The sequence below is a fragment of the Pseudomonas sp. AP3_22 TE3818 genome (genome assembly GCF_053628995.1).
Genome location: NZ_JBRJHL010000001.1, coordinates 2134650 through 2160319, shown reverse-complemented (window position 1 = coordinate 2160319; position 25670 = coordinate 2134650). Strand labels below are relative to the sequence as shown.

Here is a 25670-nt window from a genome sequence, read left to right as displayed (position 1 = left end):
CCGCTCCCACAGGAGGTTGGGTTATGGCAGCAGGATCACCTTGTCGCCACTGCCCTGATTCACCTCGGCATAGCGCTCCAGCCCTTCGGCCAGTGGCGACTCGAACAAGCCCTGCGGCAACGGCAACAGGTCCTGATCAAAGAACCGGCCGAACTGCTCGAGCATCGCCGCACAGGCCTGTACACCGTACAGCAGCGAGTTGATCCCCACGACAGAGCCACCCTTGCGATACAACGCCAGGGCCGGCAGTTGCACGTGACCGTCCACGGGTGCGGCGATGATCGCTATGCGGCCGAACGCGGCCAGGGCTGGCACCGAGGCCGGCAACCAGAATCCGGTGGTGTCGAAAATCACCTCGGCACCGCCGGCATAGACCGCGTTGACCTGGGCCGCGAGATCCTCGGGTTTATCCAGTTGCAGGGTTTGATAGCCCTGGTCCTGCAAGTCCTTGACCTGCTCCGGACGCCGCGCGGCCGCCAGTACCCGGGCTCCGCGCACCTTGGCCAAGGCCAGCGCGGCACTGCCGACCGCCCCGCCACCGATGACCAGCAACCGGGTTTGGGCCGTCACCAGGCTGCGTTCCAGCGCATCCCACGCCGTGGTGTACGGCACACCGAGGCTGGCAGCCTGGGCGAAGCTCAGGTGTGTGGGTTTGAGCGCCACGCCATTGGCCGGCAGCTTGACGAACTGGGCATGGGAACCGTCGGCGAAAAAACCCAGTTCGCGGCCCGTGCCCCAGACTTCCTGCCCCATCAGTGCCTGCGGGCCGGCCACGACCACCCCGGCAAAATCCCGACCGGGAATCCGCGGCAAGGTGGTGTAGGGAAACCGTCCCAGCACGTTCTTCACATCGCTGGGGTTGAGGCCCGCGGCCTTGATTTCGACCAGCACTTCATCGGCGCCGGGAACAGGCGTAGGCACCTCCACGTAGCGCAGGGCCGAGAGATCACCGGTTTTATCGAATTGCAGAGCTTTCATGGGCGTATCCATCGAGTCGAAAAGGGTTCAGGAGATCCAGCCAGCCACCAGCTCACGCCCCATCGGCCAGAGCTTTTCGCCGGCGAGCATGCCGAGCAGGCCCACCAGCGCGATGGCCGGGGGGGCGGGGGAACGAAAATCCAGGGCGCCGTAGAGCAGACCGACACCCAGACCAATCGTCAGTGACAGGAGGTAGTTCATGGCAGATTCCGCAGCAATTGAGGTATGCGCCGAGTCTAGAGGGCGACGCCTTTGAGCATCGGCCAAGTGCTTCTGAATGTCGGCCAAAGCATGGCGTCGGCGAATTCAGTCCTGGCGTTGCGCCACAGGAAACTGCGAAGGGGCAACCCCCAGTTCACGCCGGAACATGTCACTGAAGCTGCTCGGCGAATAGCCCAGCTCCCGGGCAATCGCGCTGACCGCAACGCCCTGGATCAACCCGGCCACCGCCGTCGCCAGTTGCACCTGACGCCGCCACTCGGCGAAGCCCATGCCCAGACCGTCCTTGAACAGCCGCGCCAGGGTGCGCACGCTGGCACCGGCGTTATCGGCATGGTGTTCGAAAGGAATATCCAGTGAAGGCGAGGCCATGACCGCCTGACACACATTCATCAATCGGCGGTCGGAATCGTCCGGCAGCGGGATTTTCAGCAGCGAGCGCCTGGCCCGCCTGAGTTCCAGCAGCGCCAGGCCCACCAGCGCGTCATAATACTCGGGCGCTCCGTCGTTCCCCTGCTCCACCAGACCGACGATCAGCTCGCGCAGCAAACCGCCGACTTCGATGACTTGCACACTGTCATCCAGGGTCGCTGCCAGGGACGGCCGCAGGTAGATATTGCGCATTTGCAGGTCAGACACCACGCGAATCCCATGGGGCACACCGGGCGGCAGCCACACCGCCCGCTGCGGCGGCACCACCAGCGCCTCATGCGGCGTCTCGACCCACATCACCCCGCTCATCGCATACAGCAACTGGCCCCAGACGTGCTCATGAGGCTCGATGTACAACCCGCGCGGATAGGTGCGAGCCAGCGGTTGCACCGGCACATCGGTGTCACTCAGGTCAGGCGGTGCAGCGAGGGCCATGGTCTATGTTCATTGGGGTTCGGGAAGATTCCATGGTAACGGGGCACCGAACTTGTCGCCAGCAACCGCCGGCATCCGACAATCCGAGTGAATTTTCCTGATGGCACGCGATCCTTTTATGTACAACAGGGAGGAATCGGGGCTTTATGAACAGTGCAAAATTATTCGTCATCGAGTACACACTCCATGGCACTCCGAAATCATTCATTATCCGACTGGAAAAAATGGATAACGCAGAAGCCTGGCATTGGGCGAGCTGTGACGCGGGAGTGGGGCGAATTCCCCGGTTTGGACGCGAGAAGGTGCAAAAGACCAGCAAGCCGATGGCTGAAAAATTCGGCGTGGAAAACGTCAAGTGGCGGCCGGCGAACTGATCACTGGCAACCGTCAGGTCCGGGGGAAGCGATATGAGTGCGACATCCGTCAACAGCCCTGCGCAACTGGACTATAGCCTGGACACGGAGTCAGGCCGCATCACCAAAAGCGCCGAGTGCCAAATCGGACTGGAAGCGGTCGAAAATGACCCGTTTTGCTTCGCCGTACGCATCCCGGCGCCACTGCCCGAAGATTTGGAGCAAGCAAGGACCCTGGCGCTGCGGGTCGAAGGGCGGCGCTTGCAGGGCACCGTTCGCCGCAGCGAACGCCTGGAGGATGACAGCCTCAGGCTGGAAGTGGAGCCGGACTAGGCTCCACTTTTTATAGCTTGTCGCGAATGCCGTCAGCCATGGGAGCATTTGCAACCTTTATGAGCGCACTCCTCGCCGTGCTCATGGTGTTTGGCGCAGGCTTCACAGCAGTAATGCTTGCCGTGACGGGCAATCGGATGTTCACCGAGTTTGCAGGAACATTTCGGACAATCGCAGATACTTTCACGGTCAATCATGGGTCTGACTCCTGTGGGTGGTCGTCGTCGGGGGAGATGAAATACAACCCGTGCTGTTCAGTGTAGGGCTCGACTGCCACAGCGCAATCGACACCGCTCAATGCAAGCGCAGCGCCGTTGCAGGAACCGATGGGTTACTTATTGGGGGAGAGGTGTTGCCGTTGACGCTTTATTGAGCGATCGATCGCTCACTTGAGTCCTTGATAAATTATCCGCTTGTTAACCACAGGGAATGACGCGTAAGAAGCAATTCCACACTGATTATCTTTATTCCTGGACATCTTTATATAACCCCCCTCTCCCCACTCTGCCCCCCGGCTATTTTTTACCAGCCAATAATCCTCGCCATCTTCGGTGCCATAACCAACAATAAGCACGGCGTAATTCAAGTCGTCCTCATTGCAACTGTCATCGTTCAATACCCCGCCAGCGTAATTTTGAAAGTTGTCAGAGGCGTCAATCGCCGCCGATACAGGCCCCTTGGCAACGGCCTGACGCAGTGCCTCCTCATCGCCCGCAGGTATATTCGTATAGGTCACGGTATTGGCCGCGACAGCCCTGATTACGCCAACATCACAGCGCCCACCGCCGCCCGTGTAAGGGTAATACTCTTCTGACTGAATACCGTTCTGCTTGACATAGTCATAGGTGTAATCCATCAGCCCGCCATCACAACCTTGATTACCTTGCTCACTACTGCAATCGAGGATTTGTTGCGCGGAAAGATCAACCAGTCTTTCAGTTTCCAAAAACAATGCGCCCTCCAGGGCACCCACGGCTGAAAAAGCATAACCGGAACCACAAGTCCCCAATTGCTTCACGCTGGTAACCGCTCCCCTGGTACGCCAGTCCACTGAGCTGGGTATGTCCAGAGCCTGTGCCGAAACAACACAGCCGCCAACCAGGATGAAACATGAGAGTCGCGAAAACCTCATACTTGGCCCCGTTTTTTACAAAGCTTTTCAGTTACTCGCTACCTCAGTGAAATAAAAGGCCAATAAGCCAAACCCGACAACTGTCAAACCTGACAGTCATTCAAGACTGTTTAGCGATAAAAACCAGAGCACTTCGCATTGAAAAACATAGCCAGGAACAGGCTCGCTCCAGCCGTTGGGAGGACGGCAAGGGACAGGGTTTTGGCCTTGAGGCTCATGCGCATGACGTTCACTCTTTTGGTTTTTGTTGGCGTGGTTAAAAGCGTAAACGGCACCCAAAACCAAAACTGTAGGCGCTGGCTTGCCGGCGATGGCGCCCTTGAAATCGCCATCGCCGGCAAGCCGGCTCCTACAAGTGAAGTCAAAGCACCATCGCCGCCACCCAGCCAAACGCCAGCAGCGGCAGGTTGTAGTGCAGGAAGGTCGGGACCACGGTGTCCCAGATGTGATGGTGCTGGCCATCGATGTTCAGACCGGAGGTCGGGCCGAGGGTCGAGTCCGAGGCCGGCGAACCGGCATCGCCCAGGGCACCGGCCGTGCCGACGATGCACACGATCGCCAACGGGCTGAAACCCAGTTGCACGCACAGCGGCACGAAGATCGCCGCCAGAATCGGCACGGTGGAGAACGACGAGCCGATGCCCATGGTCACCAACAACCCCACCAGCAACATCAGCAAGGCGCCAATGCCTTTGCTGTGATCGATGTACGACGCCGACGACTCGACCAGCGTCTGCACTTCACCGGTGGCCTTCATCACTTCGGCAAAGCCCGAGGCGGCGATCATGATGAAACCGATCATCGCCATCATTTTCATGCCTTCGGTGAACAGGTCATCGGTGTCACGCCATTTGACGATGCCCGACACCGAGAAAATCAGGAAGCCGACCAGTGCACCGATAATCATCGAATCGAGCAACAACTGAATGATGAACGCCGCGGCGATGGCCACGCCGGCCACCATCAGGCTCAGCGGGTTGTACTGCACCGCCACTTGCTCGACTTGCTCGATCCTTGCCAGGTCGTAGACCCGCTTCTTGCGGTAGCTGACAAGCGCGATCAGCAGGCCCGCCACCATGCCCAGCGCCGGAATGCCCATGGCGTGGGTCACGTTGATGCCGCTGATGTCCACACCGCTGCGGGCGACGTTGGCCAGCAGGATCTCATTGAGGAAGATATTGCCGAAGCCCACCGGCAGGAACATGTAGGGCGTGATCAGGCCGAAGGTCATGACACAGGCGATCAGTCGACGGTCCAGTTGCAGCTTGGTCAGCACATAAAGAAGCGGCGGCACCAGCAACGGAATGAACGCGATATGGATCGGCAGGATGTTCTGCGAGGCGATGGCCACGACCCAGAGCAGGCCGATCAGCAGCCATTTGACCTGGCCGCCGCCGCTCGCGTGCTGGCGATCGACCATCGCCAGCGCTTTGTCGGCCAGCGCATGGGCCATGCCGGATTTGGCAATGGCCACGGCAAAGGCACCGAGCAAGGCATAGGACAACGCCACCGTCGCCCCGCCACCCAGGCCGCTGTTGAAAGCCTTGAGCGTCGCCTCGATGCCCAGGCCACCGGTCAGGCCACCTACCAGCGCACCGACGATCAGGGCGATCACCACATGCACGCGGGACAGGCTGAGCACCAGCATGATGCCGACCGCGGCAATGACTGCATTCATTTCGAAACCTCGTGACAAACGGAAAGAGTCCGGCCGGCAGTCTGCGTGAGCCGCCAGCGGATAACAGGAATGGGTTTTATTAGAGGGCGCGCACTTTGCCGGACCGCTGCCGCCTTGTCAAAGCCGATCCCTGTAGGAGCCGGCTTGCCGGCGATGGCGGCCGTGAGCATTGCTTCGATCATTCAGCCGCCATCGCTGGCAAGCCAGCTCCTACAGGGGGGAGACGAAACTCAAGGGGCGGCATAAAGAAAGCCGGATCGCGGCCGCTACAGTGCAAAGTCTCAGATATTTATCGAATAAGGACGCCTCCATGTCGCTCAGACAACTTTCCATTCAATGGAAAATCACCCTGCTGGCCGGGCTGTGCCTGGCGGGCATCGTGACCCTGCTGGTGGGTCTTTCGCTCTACCGCATGGAGCACAGCTCCGAGCTGGTGAAAGCCTCGAGCATGGAAATGCTGACCGAATCGGCCCAGGCCCGGATCGAGTCCCAGGGCGAGAACCAGGCACTGGGGATTCGCCAGCAGTTCATGGACGCCTATCAGTACGGCCACGGTTTCTCCCGGCAGGTGCTGTTTTTGCGCGAGCAGGCCGAAAAGCGCTTCCTCGATGCCTTCGACCTGCGCGAAGACCTGACCCGCCAGGTCAAGTCGGCCCTGCAGGCCAATCCGGACCTGCTCGGCCTGTCCCTGGTGTTCGAACCCAACGGGCTGGACGGCAAGGACGATCTGTTCGCCGGCCAGGCGGAACTGGGCAGCAACGACAAGGGCCGTTTCGCCCTCTACTGGTCGCAGCCGACGCCGGGCAAGCTGACGTCCATGGCGCTGCCGGAAAAAGATATGGCCGACACCAGCACCGGCCCCAGCGGCGAAGCGGCCAACGCCTGGTTCACCTGCCCGCGCACCACGCTCAAGCCGTGCGTGATCGAACCCTACTTCTATGAGATCGACGGCCAGAACGTGCTGATGACCAGCATCGTTTTTCCGCTGATGGTCAACGGCAAGGTGATCGCCTCGCTGTCGGTGGACATCAACCTCAACAGCCTGCAAGCGGTCAGCCTGGGGGCCAGCAAGAAACTCTACGACGGCCAGACCAGTGTCAGCATCATCAGCCCGGCGGGCCTGCTCGCCGGCTACAGCCCGGACGCCAGCAAACTCAGCCAGCGCCTGGATGCCGTGGACAAGGACAGCGGTACCGAACTGCTGCGCATGCTCGCCGCCAGCAGCAAAACCGCCAGCCTGCACAGCCATCAGCAATTGAAAGTGCTGGCACCCTTTCAGCCAATTCCCGGTGGCAAGTCCTGGGGCGTACTGCTCGACGTGCCGGAGAGCGTCCTGGTCGGCCCCGCCGAAACCCTGAAAAAGCAGCTGGACGACAGCAACACCGCCGGCACACTGGTCGAGCTCGGCCTGGGCGTGCTCGCCGCGCTGCTGGGCCTGGTGCTGGTGTGGCTGATGGCCCGCAGCGTGACCAGACCGATTCTCGGCGTGGCGCACATGCTCGAAGACATCGCCAGCGGCGAAGGTGACCTGACCCGCCGTTTGGCCTACGACAAAAAGGATGAACTGGGCCAGTTGGCCGGCTGGTTCAACCGCTTCCTCGACAAGCTGCAACCGATCATTGCCGAAGTGAAACGCTCGGTGCAGGACGCTCGCAGCACGGCGGACCAGTCGTCCGCCATCGCCACCCAGACCAGCGCCGGCATGGAGCAGCAGTACCGCCAGGTGGATCAGGTCGCGACCGCCTCCCATGAGATGAGCGCCACCGCCCAGGACGTCGCCCGCAGCGCCGCGCAAGCGGCACACGCCGCCCGCGATGCCGATCAGGCGACCCGTCAGGGCCTGACCGTGATCGACCGTACCACCACCAGCATCGACAACCTCGCCGCCGACATGAGCGCGGCCATGGTTCAGGTCGAAGGCCTGGCAGCCAACAGCGAGAAGATCGGCACGGTGCTGGAAGTGATCCGCGCGATTGCCGAGCAGACCAACCTGCTGGCTCTCAACGCGGCGATCGAAGCGGCCCGTGCCGGTGAGGCCGGACGCGGTTTTGCCGTGGTCGCCGATGAGGTGCGCAACCTGGCGCGGCGTACTCAGGAGTCGGTGGAGGAAACCCGTCTGGTGATCGAACAACTGCAAAGCGGCACGCAGGAAGTGGTGGGTTCGATGAACAACAGCCATCGCCAGGCCCAGGGCAGTGTCGAGCAGGTTGGCCAGGCCGTGACCGCACTGCGCCAGATCGGCGACGCGGTGACCGTGATCAACGACATGAACATGCAGATCGCCAGCGCTGCCGAAGAGCAAAGCGCGGTGGCCGAGGAGATCAACAACAACGTGGCGACCATTCGCGACGTGACCGAGTCGCTGTCGGGCCAGGCCAATGAGTCGGCACGGGTCAGCCAGTCGCTCAACAGCCTGGCGAACCAGCAGCAGAGTCTGATGGACCAGTTCCGCGTCTGAGCCTTGCAAAATCCCCATGTGGGAGCGGGCTTGCTCGCGAAAGCGGTGGGTCAATCAACAAAGATGTTGCCTGATCCACCGCATTCGCGAGCAAGCCCGCTCCCACATTTGTTTTCCACATTTTTTCTGCGCACGGCTCAATCAAATGGTGGCCAGTGGATATCTGCCACAAGCCGATTATGCTTCAAGGAACCTTGCAGCTTTTTCTGGCGTCAACTTGAATGCAAGCCACGTAATCCGATGACTTCAGCCCCAGGGCCTGGGTACGGCAAGTGTTGGTGAGAACTCCGGCCTACAACAAGAGCAAAACGGAGAAGACTCATGGCAGCAATCGACAATACAACCACGGGCAGCGCGCCCCACCACGGGATCACCAAGGAGGAGCGCAAGGTCATCTTCGCGTCGTCCCTGGGCACCGTATTCGAATGGTACGACTTCTACCTGTACGGCTCCCTCGCGGCGATTATCGCCAAGCACTTCTTTGCCGGCGTCAACGAAACGACTTCCTTCATCTTCGCCCTGCTCGCCTTCGCCGCCGGCTTCGCCGTCCGGCCGTTCGGCGCCATTGTGTTCGGCCGCTTGGGCGACATGATCGGACGCAAGCACACCTTCCTCATCACCATCGTGATCATGGGTGTCTCGACGGCCGTGGTGGGGCTGCTGCCCGGCTACGCGAGCATAGGCGTGGCCGCGCCGATCATCCTGATCAGCCTGCGTTTGCTGCAAGGCCTGGCGCTGGGCGGTGAGTACGGCGGCGCAGCCACCTACGTGGCCGAACATGCCCCCAAGGGCAGGCGCGGCTATTTCACCTCGTGGATTCAGACGACAGCCACCCTTGGCCTGTTTCTTTCACTGCTGGTGATCCTCGCCTGCCGTACCGCGCTGGGCACGGAAGCCTTCGAAGCATGGGGCTGGCGGATTCCGTTCCTGCTTTCGATCCTGTTGTTGATTGTCTCGGTGTACATCCGTCTGCAATTGAGCGAATCACCGGTGTTCTTGAAAATGAAGGCTGAAGGCAAGGCGTCCAAGGCACCGCTGACCGAATCCTTCGCCCGCTGGGAAAACCTCAAGATCGTGATCATGGCCCTGCTCGGCGGCACCGCCGGCCAGGCCGTGGTCTGGTACACCGGGCAATTCTATGCGCTGTTCTTCCTGTTGCAGACGCTGAAGATCGACCCGCAGACCGCCAACTTGCTGATTGCCGGCTCGCTGCTGATCGGCACACCGTTCTTCGTCATATTCGGCAGCCTGTCCGACCGCATCGGCCGCAAGGGCATCATCATGGCCGGCTGCATCATCGCGGCACTGACATACTTCCCGATCTTCCATGCGTTGACCCAATACGGTAACCCCGACGTGTTCGTTGCCCAGGAGAAGAACCCGGTCACGGTGGTCGCCAATCCCGACCAGTGCTCGTTCCAGTTCGACCCGGTAGGCAAGGCCAAATTCACCAGTTCCTGCGACCTGGCCAAGACCGTGCTGGCCAAACGGGCTATCCCCTACAAGAACGTCAACGCCGAGCCGGGCGCCGTTGCGCAGGTGCGCATCGGCGAGAAAGTGATCGAAAGCTTCGAGGGCACCGGCATGCCGGCTGCAGACTTCAAGGCCAGGAACGACGCCTTCACCGCCTCCCTCGCCACCGCCCTCAAGGACGCCGGCTACCCCGAGAAGGCCGACCCGGCCAAGACCAACTACCCGATGATGCTATTGCTCCTGACGATCCTGGTGATCTACGTGACCATGGTCTACGGGCCGATCGCCGCCTGGCTGGTGGAACTGTTCCCGGCGCGCATCCGCTACACCTCGATGTCGCTGCCCTATCACATCGGCAACGGCTGGTTCGGTGGCTTCCTGCCGACGGTGGCGTTCGCCATGGTGGCGGCCACGGGGGATATCTATTACGGGCTGTGGTATCCGATCGTCATCGCGGTGATGACGGCTGTGCTGGGTATTTTCTTCATGCCGGAAACCAAGGATCGGGAGATTCATCACACCTGAGGTCTGTCAGCCAATCAATGAAATCCATGTGGGAGCGGGCTTGCCCGCGATGAGGCCAGCACATTCAAAATCATCATTGACTGTGCCACCGCTATCGCGGGCAAGCCCGCTCCCACAGGGTTCCCGGTATGGCTTCAAGTGTGTCTGGGCAACTTGATGACGACCTTCAGCCCGCCCCACTCGCTTTCCAGCAACGACAGTGTCCCGCCCCAGCTATCGACGATGTCGCGCACGATGCCAAGTCCCAGGCCATGCCCATGGGTCTGCTCATCCAGCCGCGTTCCCCGGCTGAACACCTGATCGCGACGCTCTTCGGGTATGCCCGGGCCGTCATCTTCCACACTGAGTTCAAACCCGTTCGCCAACTCGGTGACACTCAGGCGAACCTCGGCATCCGCCCATTTGCAGGCGTTATCCAGCAGGTTGCCCAACAGTTCCAGCAGGTCTTCACGATCCCAGGGCAATTGCAGGCCGGCCGGAGCGCGGTAGCTCAGCGCCAGGTGTTCGCCATGGATCATGTTCAGGGTTGCCAGCAACCCGGGGAGTTCGGCATCGCAATCAAACAGTGCGCCCGGCAGCGCATCACCGGACAACCGTGCACGATTGAGCTCCCGATTGAGCCGTTGCTCGACCTGTTGCAGTTGTTCCTTGAAGGTCTTGCGCAGCTGCGGGTGCGCCTCAAGCTGCTCGCTCGAGGCCAGGCTCAACAGCACCGCCAGCGGTGTTTTCAACGCGTGGCCGAGGTTGCCCAGGGCATTGCGTGAACGCTTGAGGCTGTCCTCGGTGTGAGCCAGCAAGTGGTTGATCTGCGCCACCAGTGGCTCCAGCTCCAGCGGTACCTGATCATCGAGTTGCGAGCGCTGGCCCTGTTGCAACTGCGCGATCTGCTCGCGGGCCTGCTCCAGCGGACGCAAGGCGCGGCGCACGGTAATCCGTTGCAGCAACAGAATCAGCAACAGCCCGGTCAAACCCAGGCCCAACCCGAGCTGTTGCACGCGCCGGAAGCTTTCGCGTATCGGCGTGTAATCCTCGGCGACGCTGATGGAGATCGGCAACCCCAGGCGTCGATAGTCCGTACGCAACACCAGCAGCTGTTGCCCTTCCGGCCCCAGTTGCAGATCGTCGTGCAGGCCGGGGTGATCGAGCACCGGCAGCTCCTGATCCCATAACGAACGGGAACGCCAATGGCCATCGGTGAAATCGATGCGGAAATAATGCCCGGAAAACGGCCGCTGATAGGCCGGCGACAGACGTCGCTCATCCAGTTGCAAGCCTTGCGGCCCGCGCACCAGCGCCGCCAGCAGGCTCTCGCTGTCATTGCGCAACCCGGCTTCGAGGTAGCGCTGCAAACCCATTTCGAACAGCCACAGGCTGGTTTGCGCCAGCACCAGGCCAACGACCACCATCACGCTGACCAGGCCCAGGCTCAAGCGACGCTGGATCGATCTCACCGGGCTTGCCCGCCGAACAGGTAGCCCTGGCCACGACGGGTTTCGATCACGCTTTTGCCGAGCTTGCGGCGCAAATGGTTGACGTGGACCTCCAGCACATTGGAATCGCGCTCGGTTTCACCATCGTAGAGGTGTTCGGCGAGGTGGCTTTTGGAGAGGATCTGTTCGGGGTGCAGCATGAAATAACGCAACAGGCGAAACTCCGCGGCGGTCAGCTGAATGTCCGCACCGTCGCGGACAACGCACTGGCGCCCCTCGTCCAGGTGCAGCCCGGCGGCCTGGAGCGTCGGCTGGTTGACCTGGCCATGGGAGCGGCGCAGCAATGCCTGGATACGCAGAAACAGCTCTTCGGGATGAAAGGGTTTGGTCAGGTAATCGTCGGCGCCGGCCTTGAGGCCTTCGATGCGTTCGGCCCAGGAATCCCGGGCCGTGAGGATCAGCACCGGCGTGGCCAGCCCCGCCGCGCGCCATTGCACCAGTACCTCAAGCCCCGGCACGCCCGGCAAGCCGAGGTCGAGGATGATCAGATCGTAAGGTTCAGTGCCGCCCTGATGCACCGCGTCGCGACCGTCGGCCAGCCAATCCACCGCATATCCCTGGCGGTTGAGACCGGCCAGCAGTTCGTCGGCCAGGGGCACATGGTCTTCCACCAGAAGCAAACGCATGGATCAGTCTTCCTTGTCTTTGAGTAAACGGCCGGTACTGGCATTGATGTCCAGTTCGCGGACCACGCCTTCAGGGGTCAGCAGCTCGACTTCATAAATGTAGACGTCGTGTTTTTCTTCGAGCTCGGCCTCCAGCAGTTTCGCGCCGGGGTAGCGACCCATTGCCTGCTGCAGCAATTGCTCCAGCGGCAGGATCACGCCCTGCTGACGCAGGCGCAGGGCTTCGTCCTGGTCCAGGTCGCGCGCCATCACTGCCGAGCAAAATGCCAGAAGCAGCAGCGCCATCCGGCGTGCGAAACATCGATTGAGTAGAAACACCTTCATTACGAATCCTGATGATCCTTGAGTCACTGCCCGCTGACCGGGTCTAATTCCAGAACCCGGTCGATACCTTGCTGCCGATTAGCGGGATACCTGGCCAGTGCAAGTGGTGTGAGCCTCTCGAAAGCCACAATGGTACCAGCGTTGGTCGGGGGTCCAGGCGAGCCACCTTAACCCGCTGAACTTAATTGAAACTGAATGGCCATCATTGGCCACACCGCATCCCCTGTAGGAGCGAGCCTGCTCGCGATGGACCTTGGAACGCCGCGGGGTGTCAGGTTACCAGCGTAATCGTTGACGACCATCGCGAGCAGGCTCGCTCCTACAGGGATGTCGTGTTTATATTTCCCCGCTTGCCCACATTCGAGACCGGTATGACCACCATCCACATCAAGTTTCCTTCCCTGACCCTCAAGGCCGGTCCGCGCGCTTTTGCGCGCATCCGTGAAAGCGGCTTGAATGCCGCCGAGGTCGGCACCTTGCCCGGTGCGGCGGGCGGTCCGAAGGCGCTGGGGATTCAGGGGCTGGACCTGGCGCTGTTCGGCGAGTGGCTGCCGGCGGCACCGCGGGAGCGCTCGCTGATTGGTGCATCGGTGGGTTCCTGGCGCTTCGCCAGCGCCTGCCTGCCGGACGCCGCCGAGGGCATCCGGCGTCTCGGGCAGTTGTACACCGAGCAAAACTTTGCCAAGGGCGTGACCATGGCGCAAATCAGCCAGAGCTCGCGGCGCATGCTCGATGACCTGCTCGACGGTCGTGATGCCTCGATCCTCGACAACAGCGCCTACCGCCTGAACATCATGGTGGTCAAAAGCCACGGCCTGCTCGCCGACGACCATCGCGGTCGCCTGGGGCTGGGCCTGTCTTCGGTCATCGCCGACAACCTGCGCGGCCGGGCGCGGCTGGCCCGGCACTTCGAACGCCTGATCATCCACGACCCGCGCCTGGCGCCGCCGGTCAATGCCTTGAACGACTTCCCGTCGCGCTTCATCGCCCTCGATGCCGGCAATTTGCGCCAGGCCCTGCTGGCTTCCGGCTCGATCCCGATGGTCATGGAAGGCGTGCGCGACCTGCCGGGCGCCGGCGCCGGCACCTTCCGCGACGGCGGTCTGCTGGACTATCACCTGGACCTGCCCTACAGCGGCAATGACATCGTGCTCTACCCGCATTTCACCGACCGGGTGATTCCCGGCTGGTTCGACAAGACCCTGCCATGGCGCCGCGCCTGCCCGACCCGCTTGCAAAACGTACTGCTGCTGGCCCCGTCGAAGGAATACCTGGCGCGCCTGCCCTACGGCAAACTGCCGGACCGCAACGACTTCAAGCGCTTCATGGGCGATGCCCCGAGCCGGCAGAAATACTGGCGCACCACCATGGAAGAAAGCCGCCGCATGGGCGACGAATTCCTCGAACTGGCCGCCAACGGTCGCCTCGGCGAGCGCTTGCTGACCCTTTAGTCAGGACAAACTGGTAAACTCGCCGCCTGCCCGAATCGCTGCGGCGAACGCCACCTGAACAGAGCTGAAAACACTGTGGAAATCTTCAAGGAATTTACTTTCGAATCCGCCCACCGCCTGCCCCACGTACCGGACGGCCACAAGTGCGGGCGCCTGCACGGTCACTCGTTCAAAGTGGCGATCCACCTGAGCGGCGACCTCGACCCGCACACCGGCTGGATCCGTGACTTCTCCGAGATCAAGGCGATCTTCAAGCCGCTGTACGAGCGTCTGGACCATAACTACCTGAACGACATTCCCGGCCTGGAAAACCCGACCAGCGAAGTGCTGGCCAAGTTTATCTGGAACGAAATGAAACCGTTGCTGCCGGAGCTCAGTGCGATTCGTATCCACGAAACCTGCACCAGCGGTTGCATCTATCGCGGCGAATAAAGACACCGCCCCCTTGTAGGAGCGAGCTTGCTCGCGATGGACGCCAGAGCACCGCGGGCTGCCAGATACCACGCGTAATCGTTGACGTTCTTCGCGAGCAAGCTCGCTCCTACAGGAGAACAGCGTTTTGTCAGTGAAATAAAAAAACAGCCTTCATCGGCTGTTTTTTTATGCCTATGCTTTTTGCCTCTTCCCCCGCCAAGAGGACAAACCCATGACTGACTGGCCCCTGCCCCAGACCTTTCGCTTCAAAGGGCACTCCGTGCGTTACGCCGTGCGCGGCGATGGCCCGCCACTGGTGTTCGTGCATGGCACGCCCTTCTCCTCCCATGTCTGGCACCGGATTGCCCCGCATTTCATCACCACGCACCGAGTGCACTATTTCGATTTGCTGGGCTACGGGCAGTCCGAGAAAGTCGATGGCGACGTGTCCCTGGGTGTGCAGAACGAATTGCTGGCACAGTTGCTGGAGCATTGGGGCCTGGATCGCCCCGACGTGGTGGCCCACGACTTCGGCGGTGCCACCGCCCTGCGCACGCACCTGCTCAACGGCAAGGATTACCGCAGCCTGACACTGATCGATCCGGTGGCGCTGACGCCCTGGGGCTCGCCATTCGTGCAGCATGTACGCCAACATGAAGCGGCGTTCAGCGGACTGCCCGATTACATCCAGCGGGCCATCGTGCCGACCTACATTCGCGGGGCCATCCAGCGCGACATCCCCGACGCCGAACTCGCCCCCTACGTTCAGCCGTGGCTGGGGGAGCCGGGGCAAGCGGCGTTCTACCGGCAGATCGCGCAGATGGACGAGCGTTATACCCGTGAGGCCGAAGGCTTGTACCCGACGATGCGCTGCCCGGTGCAGATTCTCTGGGGTGAAGACGATCAGTGGATTCCCGTCGAACGCGGGCGGGCCTTGCAGCAGATGATTCCCGGCGCGCAGTTCCATCCGATACCCAACGCCGGTCATCTGGTTCAGGAAGATGCGCCCGAAGCCATAGTCGCAGCGCTGATGCGTTTTCTGCCCCTGAACCAATCTTCCTGACGGAACCAAAACCACTGTGGGAGCGGGCTTGCTCGCGAAAGCGGAGTATCAGTCGATGCATATGTCGAATGTACAGCCGCCTTCGCGAGCAAGCCCGCTCCCACATTTGGAACTGGCGGGGATCGCCACCACCGAGCTAACGTAGAGATATTGCCTACACGAATCGCTAAAAGGACTCGCCCGATGCACATCATCAACGCCCGTCTGCGCAACCAGGAAGGCCTGCATGAGTTGAACCTGGAAAACGGCCTGATCAGCAGCATCGCCCGCCAGATCGAGGCCCCGACCCTGGGCCCTGGCGACCTGGATGCCGGCGGCAACCTGGTGGTGCCGCCCTTTGTCGAGCCGCACATCCACCTCGACGCCACCCTGACCGCCGGCGAGCCGCGCTGGAACATGAGCGGTACGCTGTTCGAAGGCATCGAGTGCTGGGGCGAACGCAAGGCGACCATCACCCACGAAGACACCAAGACCCGCGCCAAAAAAACCATCCAGGCCCTCGCCGCCCACGGCATCCAGCATGTGCGCACCCACGTCGACGTCACCGACCCGCAACTGACCGCGCTCAAGGCGATGCTCGAAGTGCGCGAGGAAAGCCGGCATCTGGTCGACCTGCAAATCGTCGCGTTCCCTCAGGAAGGCATCGAGTCGTACCGCAATGGTCGCGAGTTGATGGAAGAGGCGATCCGCATGGGCGCGGACGTGGTCGGTGGCATTCCGCATTTCGAGTACACCCGCGACCAGGGTGTCAGCTCGGTGAAGTTCCTCATGGACCTGGCCGAACGCAGCGGTTGCCTGGTCGACGTGCATTGCGACGAAACCGACGACCCGCATTCACGTTTTCTCGAAGTGCTCGCCGAAGAGGCCCGCAGCCGTGACATGGGTTCGCGGGTCACGGCCAGCCACACCACGGCCATGGGCTCCTACGACAACGCCTACTGCGCCAAGCTGTTTCGCCTGCTCGGGCATTCGGGGATCAGCTTTGTCTCCTGCCCCACCGAAAGCATCCACCTGCAAGGTCGCTTCGACAGCTTCCCGAAACGCCGGGGCGTGACCCGGGTCAACGAGTTGCTGGAAGCGGGCATGAACGTATGCTTCGGCCAGGACTCCATCGTCGATCCGTGGTACCCGCTGGGCAATGGCAACATTCTGCGGGTACTCGAGGCCGGGCTGCACATCTGCCACATGCTCGGTTATCGCAACCTGCAAAGCGCGCTGGACCTGGTGACGGACAACAGCGCCAGGGCCATGAACCTCGGCGAGCGCTATGGCCTGGAACGCGGGCGGCCGGCGAACCTGCTGATTCTGTCGGCGGAGAGTGATTACGAGGTGATCCGCAGCCAGGGGTCGCCGCTGTACTCGGTGCGCGAGGGCAAGGTGTTGATGAAGCGGACGATGCCGGTGGTGGAGTTCAGTGAGCTGAGCTGAGGTGTTGACTGATCTGGCCTCTTCGCGAGCAAGCCCGCTCCCACAGTAGATTTGTGTCGTTCACAAAACCCTGTGGGAGCGGGCTTGCTCGCGAAGGCTATTTTGAAGTCAATCGATTAACCGAGCCGTACCAAACAGCCTGACCCGACTCAACTCCCCCCGCGCCTCTTCCAGCAAGATCGGCGCCGTGCCACCCGGCATCGTCACCTTCACTTCCCCGGCCCTGACCCAACCCACGCGCCAGGCCGCACAGGCCACCGCACTGGCGCTGGTCCCCGAAGACGCCGTCGGCCCCTCGCCGCGCTCGAATACCCGCGCGGCGATGTGTCCTTCGGACAAGCGCATCGCCCATTGCAGATTGATCCCCGCCGGACAGGGTTTGCCTGCACCGACCGGCATGGCGTAGGCAATTTGCATCAACCCGTCACCCAGCGCCGGTTCTCGCATCTGCTCGTTGCTCGGCAAGTCGTCGGCGTTTTCGACCAGCGTCACGCAATGCGGATTACCAACCCGCGCGAACTGGCTGCGCGACCATGCGCCATTGAGTGCCGACAGCTGTTTGACGTGGCTGAGTTCGCGGCCATTCAACAGCGCCGTTCCGACGCCCTCGGCACTGACCGCCGACGGCCCGAAACCAGGCTGGCCAAGGTCAAGCCAGAAACCCTGCACGTCCTCGACTTCAGCGGCTTTCACCGAAGTCTGCCCCGGTGAAGGCGTGTCGGACTTGTCGTGGTGAACCCTGAGCAGACAGGCTTCGTCGCGAGGTAAAAGCCCTTGGTCGCTCAACGCCTGGGAAAAAATCGTCAGCCCGTTGCCACTGCGCTCGGCCAGGGTGCCGTCGGTGTTGACGATCAACAGGTCAAAGGGTGGCGAGGACTGGAACGGTCCGACCAGCAATCCGTCGCTGCGATGATCCTTGCTGCCGGCCGGTTGGGTGCCGGGTGCCCAGTTGCAGCAGGCTTCGATGGCCGCCCCAGCCCATGCCTGACGAGTTTGCGCTGCCAGGCTCGCCTGATCGGGCAAGTCGATGCCCTGACGGCGCAACTCTTCGGGCGCTACCACGATGTAAATATTGCCCCGTGCATCGTACCTCTGCGCCATGGCGCCCTCCGTGTGTCATTGGAATGGCTCAACATATCGCGAAAAACAGCGACGCTGTGCAAGGATGTCGCCCTGTTTGACCTTAAAACTTTCCGGGCACTGATCGAACCCTCCTCGGTCGATCACTGTCCGTTGAGGACGCGACGTTTTTTGCCAGGGATTGATATGACCAGCCTCAACAAACAAACCCCCTTCGTTCCCGGCCGCCTGGAACAGATGTCCACGCGCATCGCCTTTTTCATCGCCGGGTTCGGCATCGCCGCGTGGGCGCCGCTGGTGCCCTATGCCAAGGCCCGGGCCGGGCTGGATGAAGGCACCCTGGGTCTGTTGCTGCTGTGTCTGGGGGTCGGTTCGATCCTGGCGATGCCGATGGCCGGGATCCTGGCCACGCGTTTCGGCTGCCGGCGGGTGACGACCGGCGGGACTTTGCTGATCTGTGCCGCCCTGCCGCTGCTGGCCACGGTGTCATCGATTCCGGCCTTGATCGCGGCGCTGTTCATGTTCGGCGCGGGCCTCGGCACGGTGGATTCGACGGTCAACCTGCAAGCGGTGATCGTCGAGCGCGCCAGCGGCAAAAACATGATGTCGGGTTTCCACGGCCTGTTCAGCCTCGGCGGGATCGTCGGTGCGGCAGGCGTCAGCGGCTTGCTGGGCCTGGGGATTTCGCCGCTGGGGGCCACGCTGGTGGTGATCGTGATGCTGCTGATCGCCTTGGCCAGGGCCGTGCCGCACCTGTTGCCCTACGGCAGCGAGAGCTCGGGACCGGCGTTCGCGGTGCCCCATGGCATCGTCCTGTTCATCGGTGGCATGTGCTTCATCGTGTTCCTCGCCGAAGGCGCGGCGCTGGACTGGAGCGCGGTATTCCTGGCACAGGAACGTGGCATCGACACGGCGTACGCGGGCCTCGGCTATGCGGCGTTTGCCTTGACCATGACGGCCGGGCGTTTGACCGGCGACAAAATCGTACGGCGGTTGGGCGCGACACGGGTGATTGTGTTCGGCGGGCTGACGGCGGCCGCAGGCTTGTTTCTGGCGACGTTCGCCTCGAGTTGGGAGGCGGCGCTGGTGGGTTATGCGTTGCTGGGCGCCGGTTGTTCGAACATCGTGCCGGTGTTGTACACCGCTGTAGGCAAGCAGACGGTCATGCCCGAGAGCATCGCCGTGCCGGCCATTACCACCTTGGGTTATGCGGGCATTCTCGCGGGACCGGCCGTCATCGGTTTCATCGCCCATGGCAGCAGCCTGAGTTTCGCCTTTGCCTTGATGGCGGTGCTGCTGGTGGCGGTGGCGATTGGTGGGAAGGTGTTGAAGGTCTGAAAAGCTTCGCTGGCAAGCCAGCTCCTACAGTTGATCAATGTCGTACACAAATAATGTGCTCGCAGGATCCCTTGTAGGAGCTGGCTTGCCAGCGATGAATTCACCCCGATCTATCAGAACCCGACACTGGCCTGCACAAAGAACGTACGCGGCGCGCCGACGTACATGCCCGAGTTGTTGTCGCTGGAGCGGGTGAAGTACTGTTTGTCGAAGATGTTTTTCACCCCGGCACCCAGTTTCAGGTTCGACACCTGCGGGCCGAAGTCATAGCCGCTACGCACGTTCCAGGTCACGTAACCCGGAATATCACCGAACTGACCGTCGGCGGAACCTTCGGTGATGTAGTTGCCGTTGAAGCTGCCGTCGGCGTTCACCCCGGTGCCCGGCGAGCGCTGTTTCGACTGGGCGAACGCATCGAGGTTCCAGGTCCAGCGGTTGATGTCGTAACGCAGGCCGGCGGTGGCCACCTGACGGGAATAGAACGGCAGGTCACGGCCCTTGAAGCCCGGGATTTCACCTTCATACGTGGCACGGGTGTAGGTGAAACCGGCGTTGGCGGTCAGGCCGTCGAGGCGTGGGTCCAGCGCCGCCATATCGTAGTGCACCGACGTTTCGATGCCCTGGTGCTTGGTCGCGCCGAGGTTGGTCCAGCCCACGTCATTGCTGATGTATTGCAGTTCGTCGTCGAAGTCGATGTAGAACAGCGTCACCTCACCGCCCCACACGTCATCGTTGTAGCGCGTACCGATTTCGTAGGTCTTGGCCTTTTCCGGCTGCAGGCCGTTGGCAGGCTCATTACCGATACCGCCCTGCCCCAGCTGGAAATACTGCAGCGCGCCGAACGAGGTTTCGTAGTTGGCGAACAGCTTCCAGGCATCGGACATGTGGTACATCACGCTCAGGGCCGGCAGCGGCTCGTTGCTTTCGATGCTGCGTTTTTTCTCCGGCACCGGTTTACCGGCCGTGTCGAGTACTGGGCGGTCATGCCAGTCGGTGCTGATGTGCTCGAAGCGAATACCCGGGGTGACGGTCCAGTTGCCCACGTCGATCTTGTTGTCGACGTAGACCGAATTGGCTTCGGTTCCACCGGTGCGGTCCTGATAGACATGGCCGTCCGCCCCCGGACGCACGACGGGCTCGTTGTTGACCAGCGCCACTCGACTGGCCTCTTCGTGCATGGCTTCCTTCAGGTAGCGATAACCGACGCTGACTTCCTGGGTGGTCGGGCCCACATCAAACACATGGGACACCCGGGGTTCGATACCGAAGGTGTAGTAGCTGCGCGGATAGGAATTGAGAGTCGTCAGGTCACGAGAGGCGATGGTGCTGCCACGAAAACTGTCGGTGTAGTAAGTCAGCACTTCGGCCTGGGTGCGATCGTCGATCTGCCGCGCCCACTTGAACGACACATCCTTGCGGCGGCCGCTGAAGTTGTCGTAGTCGCGCACCGACTGGAACGGGTCCGCGTCGTACTGCGCCTGGGTCAGGCCGCCGGGCATGTCGGCCTTGGCGTCGTAGTAGTGGAAATTGAGGCTGAAATCGTCGACATCGGTCGGTGCCCAATGGGTCTTGAGGATCACGTCGTCGATGTCGTTGCCGTTGTTGCTTTCACGGTAACCGTTGCCGTTCACGCCGGAGTACAACAGCGCCACGCCCATGCCGTTGTCGGCGGTACCGCCCATGAACGCCGTGTCGATGTGTTTCCAGCCACCGTGCTGCGACGTTTCCAGGGTGGTGCCGATTTCCGCGGAGGCCTGTTCCGGGATCGCGCGGGTCACGAAGTTGATCACACCGCCGACGTTTTGCGGCCCGTAGCGCACGGAGCCGGCGCCGCGTACCACGTCGATGCTGTCGAGGTTGCCGGAGGAAATCGGTGCCATGGACAGTTGTGGCTGACCGTAGGGCGCGAACGCCGCCGGGATGCCGTCGATCAGCACGGTGGAGCGAGGCGACAGGCGCGAAGTCAGGCCACGCACGCCGACGTTGAGGGAAATGTCGCTGCCACCGGTGCCGTTGGCGTCCTGCACTTGCACGCCGGGAACACGTTTCAACACGTCGCCGACGTTCATCGCGCCCTGCTCGACCATGGCTTCGCGGCGCACCACCGTTCGTGCGCCAGGGTGGTTCTGCACCAAGGCGGCATCGGCGTCATCGAGCCAGTCACCCACCACCTTGATGTCGGTCACGCCCAGCTCCAGCGGGCCGTTGGCCGCCGAAGTCGGTGCCGGCATCAGGGTCACCGAACCTTCATCGATCTGGTATTGCAGGCCGCTGCCTTGCAGCAACTGGCGCAGTGCGTCTTCCGGGGAAATATTGCCATCCACCGCCGGAGCCTGTTTGCCGGCGACCAGTTCAGGGCTGAAGAACACCTGAAGCGAGGTTTGCTGGCCCAACTGGCTCAAGGCTTGTCCCAAGGGTTGCGCCGGGATGCGGATGCCGTCGGCCGCAAAGGCCTGGGGCAGTGCAACGTTGACCGCCAGGGCGAGCGCCAGCGGCAACCAGGGGAATTTGTTGTTTTTAGCGGTGGAGTTTTTCACGTCGAACGTAATCCTGTGGATCGCAAAAGTGTGCGCTTGTTAATGCAAACCAGTTGCAGTTGAACAGGAAGACGATGAACTCGAAAAAAACCTGAATTTTATTTTGAAATTATTTCCTGGCTGCCATCGCCAAGGGTGCGCACGGCCACCGGCAGAATGCTCGGCAAGGCCTTGAGCAGTGCGTCGGTGTTGTCGGACTTGAACACGCTGGTCAGGCGCAGATCGCCGACCGCTGCGCTGGCGACCTTGAGCGGTTTCTCCCGATAACGTGAGACCTGCTCGGCGACGTCGGCCAGGCTGGCGTTGTTGAACACCAGTTTGCCGCTGCGCCAGGCGGTCATTTCCGCCGGGTTGACGGCGTAGGCGGCCGCGACCTTGCCCTGGGCATCGACGTGGGTGCCCAGGCCTGCTGTCAGATGGATGAAATCGTGATCGGCAGCCTCGCGCCCCTGGACCTTGACCGTGCCCTGCTCCACCACCACCCGGGTTTCGCTGGCGCCACGGCGTACGTCGAACCGGGTGCCGGTGACCGTGACCTTGCCGCTGCCCGACTCGACCACAAAGGGTCGGCGGGTGTCGTGCTCGACGCTGAACATCGCTTCGCCTTCACTCAGCTCAACGTGGCGTTGACCCTTTTCAAAACGCACCTGAATCCGGCTGCGGCTGTCCAGATCCACCGCCGAACCGTCCGGCAACGTCACATGGCGCCGCTCATTCAGGGCCGTTGAAAACTCGGCCGTGTAAGGCGCCGGATGATTCAGGCTGCTGAACAGGCCCAGGCCGAGCGCCACCGCGAGCACGCTGGCGGCTACCGCGTAACGCAGCACCGGACGAGGTTTTTTCAGGGCTGGCGGGGTGTCACACAAGGCACGCAAACGCGCCGCCGGCAGCAAATCGGCGGCGCGCCACAAGCCCTGAAGCACTTCGAATTCGTTTCGGTGTTGGGGGTGTTCGTCCAGCCAGGCCTGAAACCGGCGACGCACTTCGACATCGACGACAGGCTCCTGCAAACGTACAAACCATAGCGCCGCGTCATCGCGAACCGTTGTTTGCCCGCACGCACAATCACGAGTATCCATCATGGAAGTTCCTGTTGGGCTGGGGAGGAGATGGCGCGACAGATCATGACTGCAACCCGTCCAGGCGATCGCGCAGGTGCCGAAGCGTGCGGATCATATACTTTTCCACCATGTTCTTGGACAGCCCCAGGCGTTCGGCGATTTCGGCCTGGGTCAGGCCCTCGATTTTCTGCCAGACAAACACCTTGCGGCAGTTGACCGGCAACTCGGTAAGCGCCCGCTCGATGGAATCAGCCAGCTGAATCGCGTGCATGAAATGCTCCGGGTCGCCGGTCGGCGACTCACTGAGATCGATCGCCTCTGACTCCATGGCGCCCCGCCGGTCCTCACGCCGATAACCATCCACGGCAATGTTGCGCGCGGTCTGGTGCAAATACGCCCGGGGCTGTTCCACCTGCGCCGAATCGGACTCAAGCACCCGCACGAAGGTATCGTGGGCCAGGTCCTCGGCCTGCTGACGATTCCTCAGGCGACGGGTCCAGGTACCAACCAACTCTTCGTAATGCTCGAAAAAGCCGTGTCTGCGGGGCAGCTTGAGGGTCATTGCGGTGTGCTGTGGAAACGGGGCGTGAATAGTAATGCTTCTTATTAAGCCAAAGCAATCGCTTCCCACCTCAAACACGGCCCCCCGTAACCCGAAACGCAAAAAGGCCGCTGATTGCTCAGCGGCCTTGTTCAATCCGACGGGTTACTCCGCCTTGCAGATGCCATCGAAACCGTCATTCACAGGTCGGTAATTTCCTTGTGGCGAGGCACCAGCATCTTCATCACACTCCACGCCACCAGATAGGCCAGCGCGCAGACGGCGAACATGATCATGTAGCCGGTACGGATTTCACCCACCGATTTGTAGTAGTCGAACACCCAGCCACCGATCTTGGTCAGCAAGACTCCGCCCAACCCACCCGCCATACCGCCAATGCCGACCACGGACGCGACGGTCTTTTGCGGAAACATGTCGGACACCGTGGTGAAGATGTTGGCCGACCAGGCCTGGTGCGCCGACGCGCCCACACCAATGAGCAACACCGGTACCCAGACGCTGATGTGACCCAATGGCTGCGCCAGCAGTACGACCAACGGGAAAACGGCAATCACCAGCATGGCTTTCATGCGGCCGTCATACGGCTTGTCGCCACGTGCCATGAAATAGCTGGGGAACCAGCCGCCGCCGATACTGCCGACCATGGTCATGCTGTACAGCACGGCCAGTGGCACCACGATGGCTGCGCCTTTGAGGCCGTACTGCTCCGACAGGTAGGTCGGAAGCCAGAACAGAAAGAACCACCACACACCATCGGTCATGAACTTGCCGAAAGCGAACGCCCAGGTCTGACGGTATTTCAACAATTGGAACCACGAAACCTTTTTGCCGACGCCCGTCTGCACCGCGGCGCTGGCGGGGGAATCACTGCGGATATGCGCCAGTTCCTGCGCTGACAGGCGCTTCTGCTGCTCCGGCTTGTCGTACAACACCAGCCATACGCCCATCCAGATAAAGCCCAGCATGCCGATCACGATGAACGCTGTCTGCCAGCCCCACAGGCCAGCAATCAGCGGCACCGAAATGGGTGCCAGGATCGCGCCGACGTTGGCCCCGGAGTTGAAGATGCCGGTGGCGAAGGAGCGTTCCTTCTTCGGGAAATACTCAGCGGTGACCTTGATTGCGGTCGGGAAGTTGGCCGATTCACCGACCGCCAGCACGGCGCGCGACAGCATGAAACCGGCGATCGAGACCGGGATGACCGCAATACCGAGCGCGCCACAGATGGCGGCGATCCCCTCGCCCATGGGTTCTGCAAAGGCGTGCATGACGGCGCCGGTCGACCAAATACAAATCGCCACCACAAAAGCGGCCTTGGTGCCGATCTTGTCGACCACACGGCCCGCGAACAGCATGGAAATCGCGTACGTGAACTGGAAGACGGCGGCAATGTTGGCGTAATCGGTGTTGCTCCAGCCAAATTGCCTCGACAGATCCGGCGCCAGCAGGCTGAGCACCTGGCGGTCGAGGTAATTGACGGTGGTTGCAAAAAACAACAATGCACAAATGGTCCATCGGTATTTACCGACAGACTGGCTGACGCGTTGCGCAGTAATGGGCTCGTTCAAGTTCATGGCATCACTTTATTGTAGATTTTGGGTGATGATCTCTCGGTGTAAAACGAGATCGATTGGGCCGCCGGGCTTCACTTCAATGCATCAGTCCACGACGAAACGGGCCATATTCCGCCGAGGGATGGGGCCAACTGATTTCGGACAACTCATCAGACAACCCACTGGGAAACAGGGGCTGATTGCTCAGCCTGCGTTTCTCACGCGAGTCAGTGACGGGTTGTCACGGGTAACCGGCGCAAAGGTGTGTGCACGTAGAAGCCGATGGCTGAACGCGGGAGCTTCAGGGGCGAGAGGGAGGCGATTGGATTCATGTTGAGGTCGACACTCTTTTTATTTTTAGTTTGGATGTGCATGTCATATGTCGTCGTATGACTTAGGAGATTTATAGCCAGTCCCATGGGACACTGTCAACAAGAAAACTCCTTAGACCTGAACGGCCTGACCGCCCTGAAAATGCGACATGTAATCGAATAAACCCGTTAAACAGGCTCTTGGACCCAGGTACCGCGACACGCCGCTAGCTCCGTTGTGAGTATTGAAAGGGGTCATCGCCCCTTCATTGTTGTACGACAACCGATGGCAAACCAGTCAGAATCCGCCCCACTGCGCGCAATCAGGCACAGATCCAAAGGTTTTTGGCAGGATTCCCAATGCAGCCATTCACCAGCTGTAGCAAAGTGCGGGCATGCCTGTTATCGGCTTTTCC

24 protein-coding genes and 1 pseudogene are annotated in these 25670 nt (G+C 61.4%); 10 read left to right on the top strand and 15 right to left on the bottom strand.

Annotated elements, in window-relative coordinates:
- Positions 1-21: 21 nt before the first annotated feature.
- The 3 genes from AB7M25_RS09845 to AB7M25_RS09835 all read right to left on the bottom strand — a co-directional run bounded on the left by AB7M25_RS09845 (position 22) and on the right by AB7M25_RS09835 (position 2064).
- On the bottom strand, positions 22-978 hold the full coding sequence (locus tag AB7M25_RS09845) for a quinone oxidoreductase family protein (protein ID WP_429383381.1): 957 nt from the start codon (positions 976-978) through the stop codon (positions 22-24).
- Positions 979-1005: 27 nt separating this feature from the next.
- On the bottom strand, positions 1006-1179 hold the full coding sequence (locus AB7M25_RS09840) for a DUF1427 family protein (protein WP_429383385.1): 174 nt from the start codon (positions 1177-1179) through the stop codon (positions 1006-1008).
- Positions 1180-1284: 105 nt separating this feature from the next.
- On the bottom strand, positions 1285-2064 hold the full coding sequence (locus AB7M25_RS09835; protein WP_429383389.1) for an AraC family transcriptional regulator: 780 nt from the start codon (positions 2062-2064) through the stop codon (positions 1285-1287).
- Between the two features lie 146 nt (positions 2065-2210).
- On the opposite strand from AB7M25_RS09835, the gene AB7M25_RS09830 reads away from it, so the two are divergent.
- The gene (locus AB7M25_RS09830; protein ID WP_007971981.1) at positions 2211-2438 is read left to right on the top strand and encodes a DUF6555 family protein; all 228 of its coding nucleotides are present in this window, start codon (positions 2211-2213) and stop codon (positions 2436-2438) included.
- Positions 2439-2471: 33 nt separating this feature from the next.
- Positions 2472-2750, top strand: a complete 279-nt coding sequence (locus AB7M25_RS09825) for a hypothetical protein (protein WP_429519042.1) — start codon at positions 2472-2474, stop codon at positions 2748-2750.
- Positions 2751-2782: 32 nt separating this feature from the next.
- Here the strand turns inward: AB7M25_RS09825 and AB7M25_RS09820 are convergent, their stop codons facing one another.
- From AB7M25_RS09820 to AB7M25_RS09805, 4 genes are all read right to left on the bottom strand, one after another.
- Positions 2783-2947, bottom strand: a complete 165-nt coding sequence (locus tag AB7M25_RS09820; protein ID WP_015094211.1) for a metallothionein — start codon at positions 2945-2947, stop codon at positions 2783-2785.
- A gap of 188 nt (positions 2948-3135) precedes the next feature.
- The gene (locus AB7M25_RS09815; RefSeq protein ID WP_429561408.1) at positions 3136-3882 is read right to left on the bottom strand and encodes a C1 family peptidase; all 747 of its coding nucleotides are present in this window, start codon (positions 3880-3882) and stop codon (positions 3136-3138) included.
- A gap of 361 nt (positions 3883-4243) precedes the next feature.
- Positions 4244-5560, bottom strand: a complete 1317-nt coding sequence (locus AB7M25_RS09810; RefSeq protein WP_429519046.1) for a Na+/H+ antiporter family protein — start codon at positions 5558-5560, stop codon at positions 4244-4246.
- Positions 5557-5742 (bottom strand): hypothetical protein, encoded by a 186-nt coding sequence (locus AB7M25_RS09805; RefSeq protein ID WP_429383410.1) that lies wholly within the window; start codon positions 5740-5742, stop codon positions 5557-5559. Before AB7M25_RS09805 ends, AB7M25_RS09810 begins: the two co-directional genes overlap by 4 nt.
- A gap of 128 nt (positions 5743-5870) precedes the next feature.
- On the opposite strand from AB7M25_RS09805, the pseudogene AB7M25_RS09800 reads away from it, so the two are divergent.
- The 3 genes and pseudogenes from AB7M25_RS09800 to AB7M25_RS09790 all read left to right on the top strand — a co-directional run.
- Positions 5871-7160: pseudogene (locus AB7M25_RS09800) on the top strand (HAMP domain-containing protein); the annotation flags it as partial.
- Between the two features lie 102 nt (positions 7161-7262).
- A complete protein-coding gene (locus tag AB7M25_RS09795) occupies positions 7263-8018 on the top strand; it encodes a methyl-accepting chemotaxis protein (protein ID WP_454238341.1) in 756 nt (251 codons plus the stop codon).
- Positions 8019-8339: 321 nt separating this feature from the next.
- The gene (locus tag AB7M25_RS09790; RefSeq protein ID WP_429383414.1) at positions 8340-10016 is read left to right on the top strand and encodes an MFS transporter; all 1677 of its coding nucleotides are present in this window, start codon (positions 8340-8342) and stop codon (positions 10014-10016) included.
- A gap of 134 nt (positions 10017-10150) precedes the next feature.
- Here the strand turns inward: AB7M25_RS09790 and AB7M25_RS09785 are convergent, their stop codons facing one another.
- Genes AB7M25_RS09785 through AB7M25_RS09775 form a run of 3 tightly spaced genes read right to left on the bottom strand, consistent with a single transcriptional unit; the run spans position 10151 to position 12456 of the window.
- Positions 10151-11467 carry a sensor histidine kinase gene (locus tag AB7M25_RS09785; protein WP_429383418.1) on the bottom strand — a complete coding sequence of 439 codons (1317 nt, stop codon included), beginning with the start codon at positions 11465-11467 and terminating at the stop codon, positions 10151-10153.
- Positions 11464-12132: a response regulator transcription factor gene (locus tag AB7M25_RS09780; protein WP_429383423.1), complete on the bottom strand. Its 669-nt coding sequence runs from the start codon at positions 12130-12132 to the stop codon at positions 11464-11466. Before AB7M25_RS09780 ends, AB7M25_RS09785 begins: the two co-directional genes overlap by 4 nt.
- 3 nt (positions 12133-12135) lie before the next feature.
- Entirely contained in the window at positions 12136-12456 is a 321-nt protein-coding gene (locus tag AB7M25_RS09775; RefSeq protein WP_429383427.1) for a PepSY domain-containing protein, read from the bottom strand.
- Between the two features lie 371 nt (positions 12457-12827).
- Between AB7M25_RS09775 and AB7M25_RS09770 the strand changes: the two genes are divergently transcribed.
- From AB7M25_RS09770 to codA, 4 genes are all read left to right on the top strand, one after another.
- Positions 12828-13907, top strand: a complete 1080-nt coding sequence (locus tag AB7M25_RS09770; protein WP_454237227.1) for a patatin-like phospholipase family protein — start codon at positions 12828-12830, stop codon at positions 13905-13907.
- A gap of 75 nt (positions 13908-13982) precedes the next feature.
- Positions 13983-14339: a 6-carboxytetrahydropterin synthase QueD gene (gene queD, locus AB7M25_RS09765; RefSeq protein ID WP_003223505.1), complete on the top strand. Its 357-nt coding sequence runs from the start codon at positions 13983-13985 to the stop codon at positions 14337-14339.
- A 214-nt stretch (positions 14340-14553) separates the two neighbouring features.
- Positions 14554-15384: an alpha/beta fold hydrolase gene (locus AB7M25_RS09760; protein ID WP_454237226.1), complete on the top strand. Its 831-nt coding sequence runs from the start codon at positions 14554-14556 to the stop codon at positions 15382-15384.
- A gap of 183 nt (positions 15385-15567) precedes the next feature.
- The gene (gene codA, locus AB7M25_RS09755; protein ID WP_454237225.1) at positions 15568-16812 is read left to right on the top strand and encodes a cytosine deaminase; all 1245 of its coding nucleotides are present in this window, start codon (positions 15568-15570) and stop codon (positions 16810-16812) included.
- A gap of 108 nt (positions 16813-16920) precedes the next feature.
- On the opposite strand, the gene AB7M25_RS09750 is transcribed toward codA, so the two are convergent.
- Positions 16921-17913 (bottom strand): diaminopimelate epimerase, encoded by a 993-nt coding sequence (locus AB7M25_RS09750; protein ID WP_429383441.1) that lies wholly within the window; start codon positions 17911-17913, stop codon positions 16921-16923.
- A gap of 165 nt (positions 17914-18078) precedes the next feature.
- Here AB7M25_RS09750 and AB7M25_RS09745 point away from each other — a divergent pair, with 165 nt between their 5' ends.
- Positions 18079-19230: an MFS transporter gene (locus AB7M25_RS09745; RefSeq protein ID WP_454237224.1), complete on the top strand. Its 1152-nt coding sequence runs from the start codon at positions 18079-18081 to the stop codon at positions 19228-19230.
- A gap of 113 nt (positions 19231-19343) precedes the next feature.
- On the opposite strand, the gene AB7M25_RS09740 is transcribed toward AB7M25_RS09745, so the two are convergent.
- From AB7M25_RS09740 to AB7M25_RS09725, 4 genes are all read right to left on the bottom strand, one after another.
- The gene (locus tag AB7M25_RS09740) at positions 19344-21767 is read right to left on the bottom strand and encodes a TonB-dependent siderophore receptor (protein WP_429561418.1); all 2424 of its coding nucleotides are present in this window, start codon (positions 21765-21767) and stop codon (positions 19344-19346) included.
- Between the two features lie 98 nt (positions 21768-21865).
- Positions 21866-22849 carry a FecR family protein gene (locus AB7M25_RS09735; RefSeq protein WP_454237223.1) on the bottom strand — a complete coding sequence of 328 codons (984 nt, stop codon included), beginning with the start codon at positions 22847-22849 and terminating at the stop codon, positions 21866-21868.
- Positions 22850-22889: 40 nt separating this feature from the next.
- Positions 22890-23390, bottom strand: coding sequence for a sigma-70 family RNA polymerase sigma factor (locus AB7M25_RS09730; RefSeq protein ID WP_413423013.1), 501 nt, complete (start codon positions 23388-23390; stop codon positions 22890-22892).
- Between the two features lie 179 nt (positions 23391-23569).
- Positions 23570-24964, bottom strand: coding sequence for an MFS transporter (locus AB7M25_RS09725; protein ID WP_429392322.1), 1395 nt, complete (start codon positions 24962-24964; stop codon positions 23570-23572).
- Between the last annotated feature and the right edge of the window lie 706 nt (positions 24965-25670).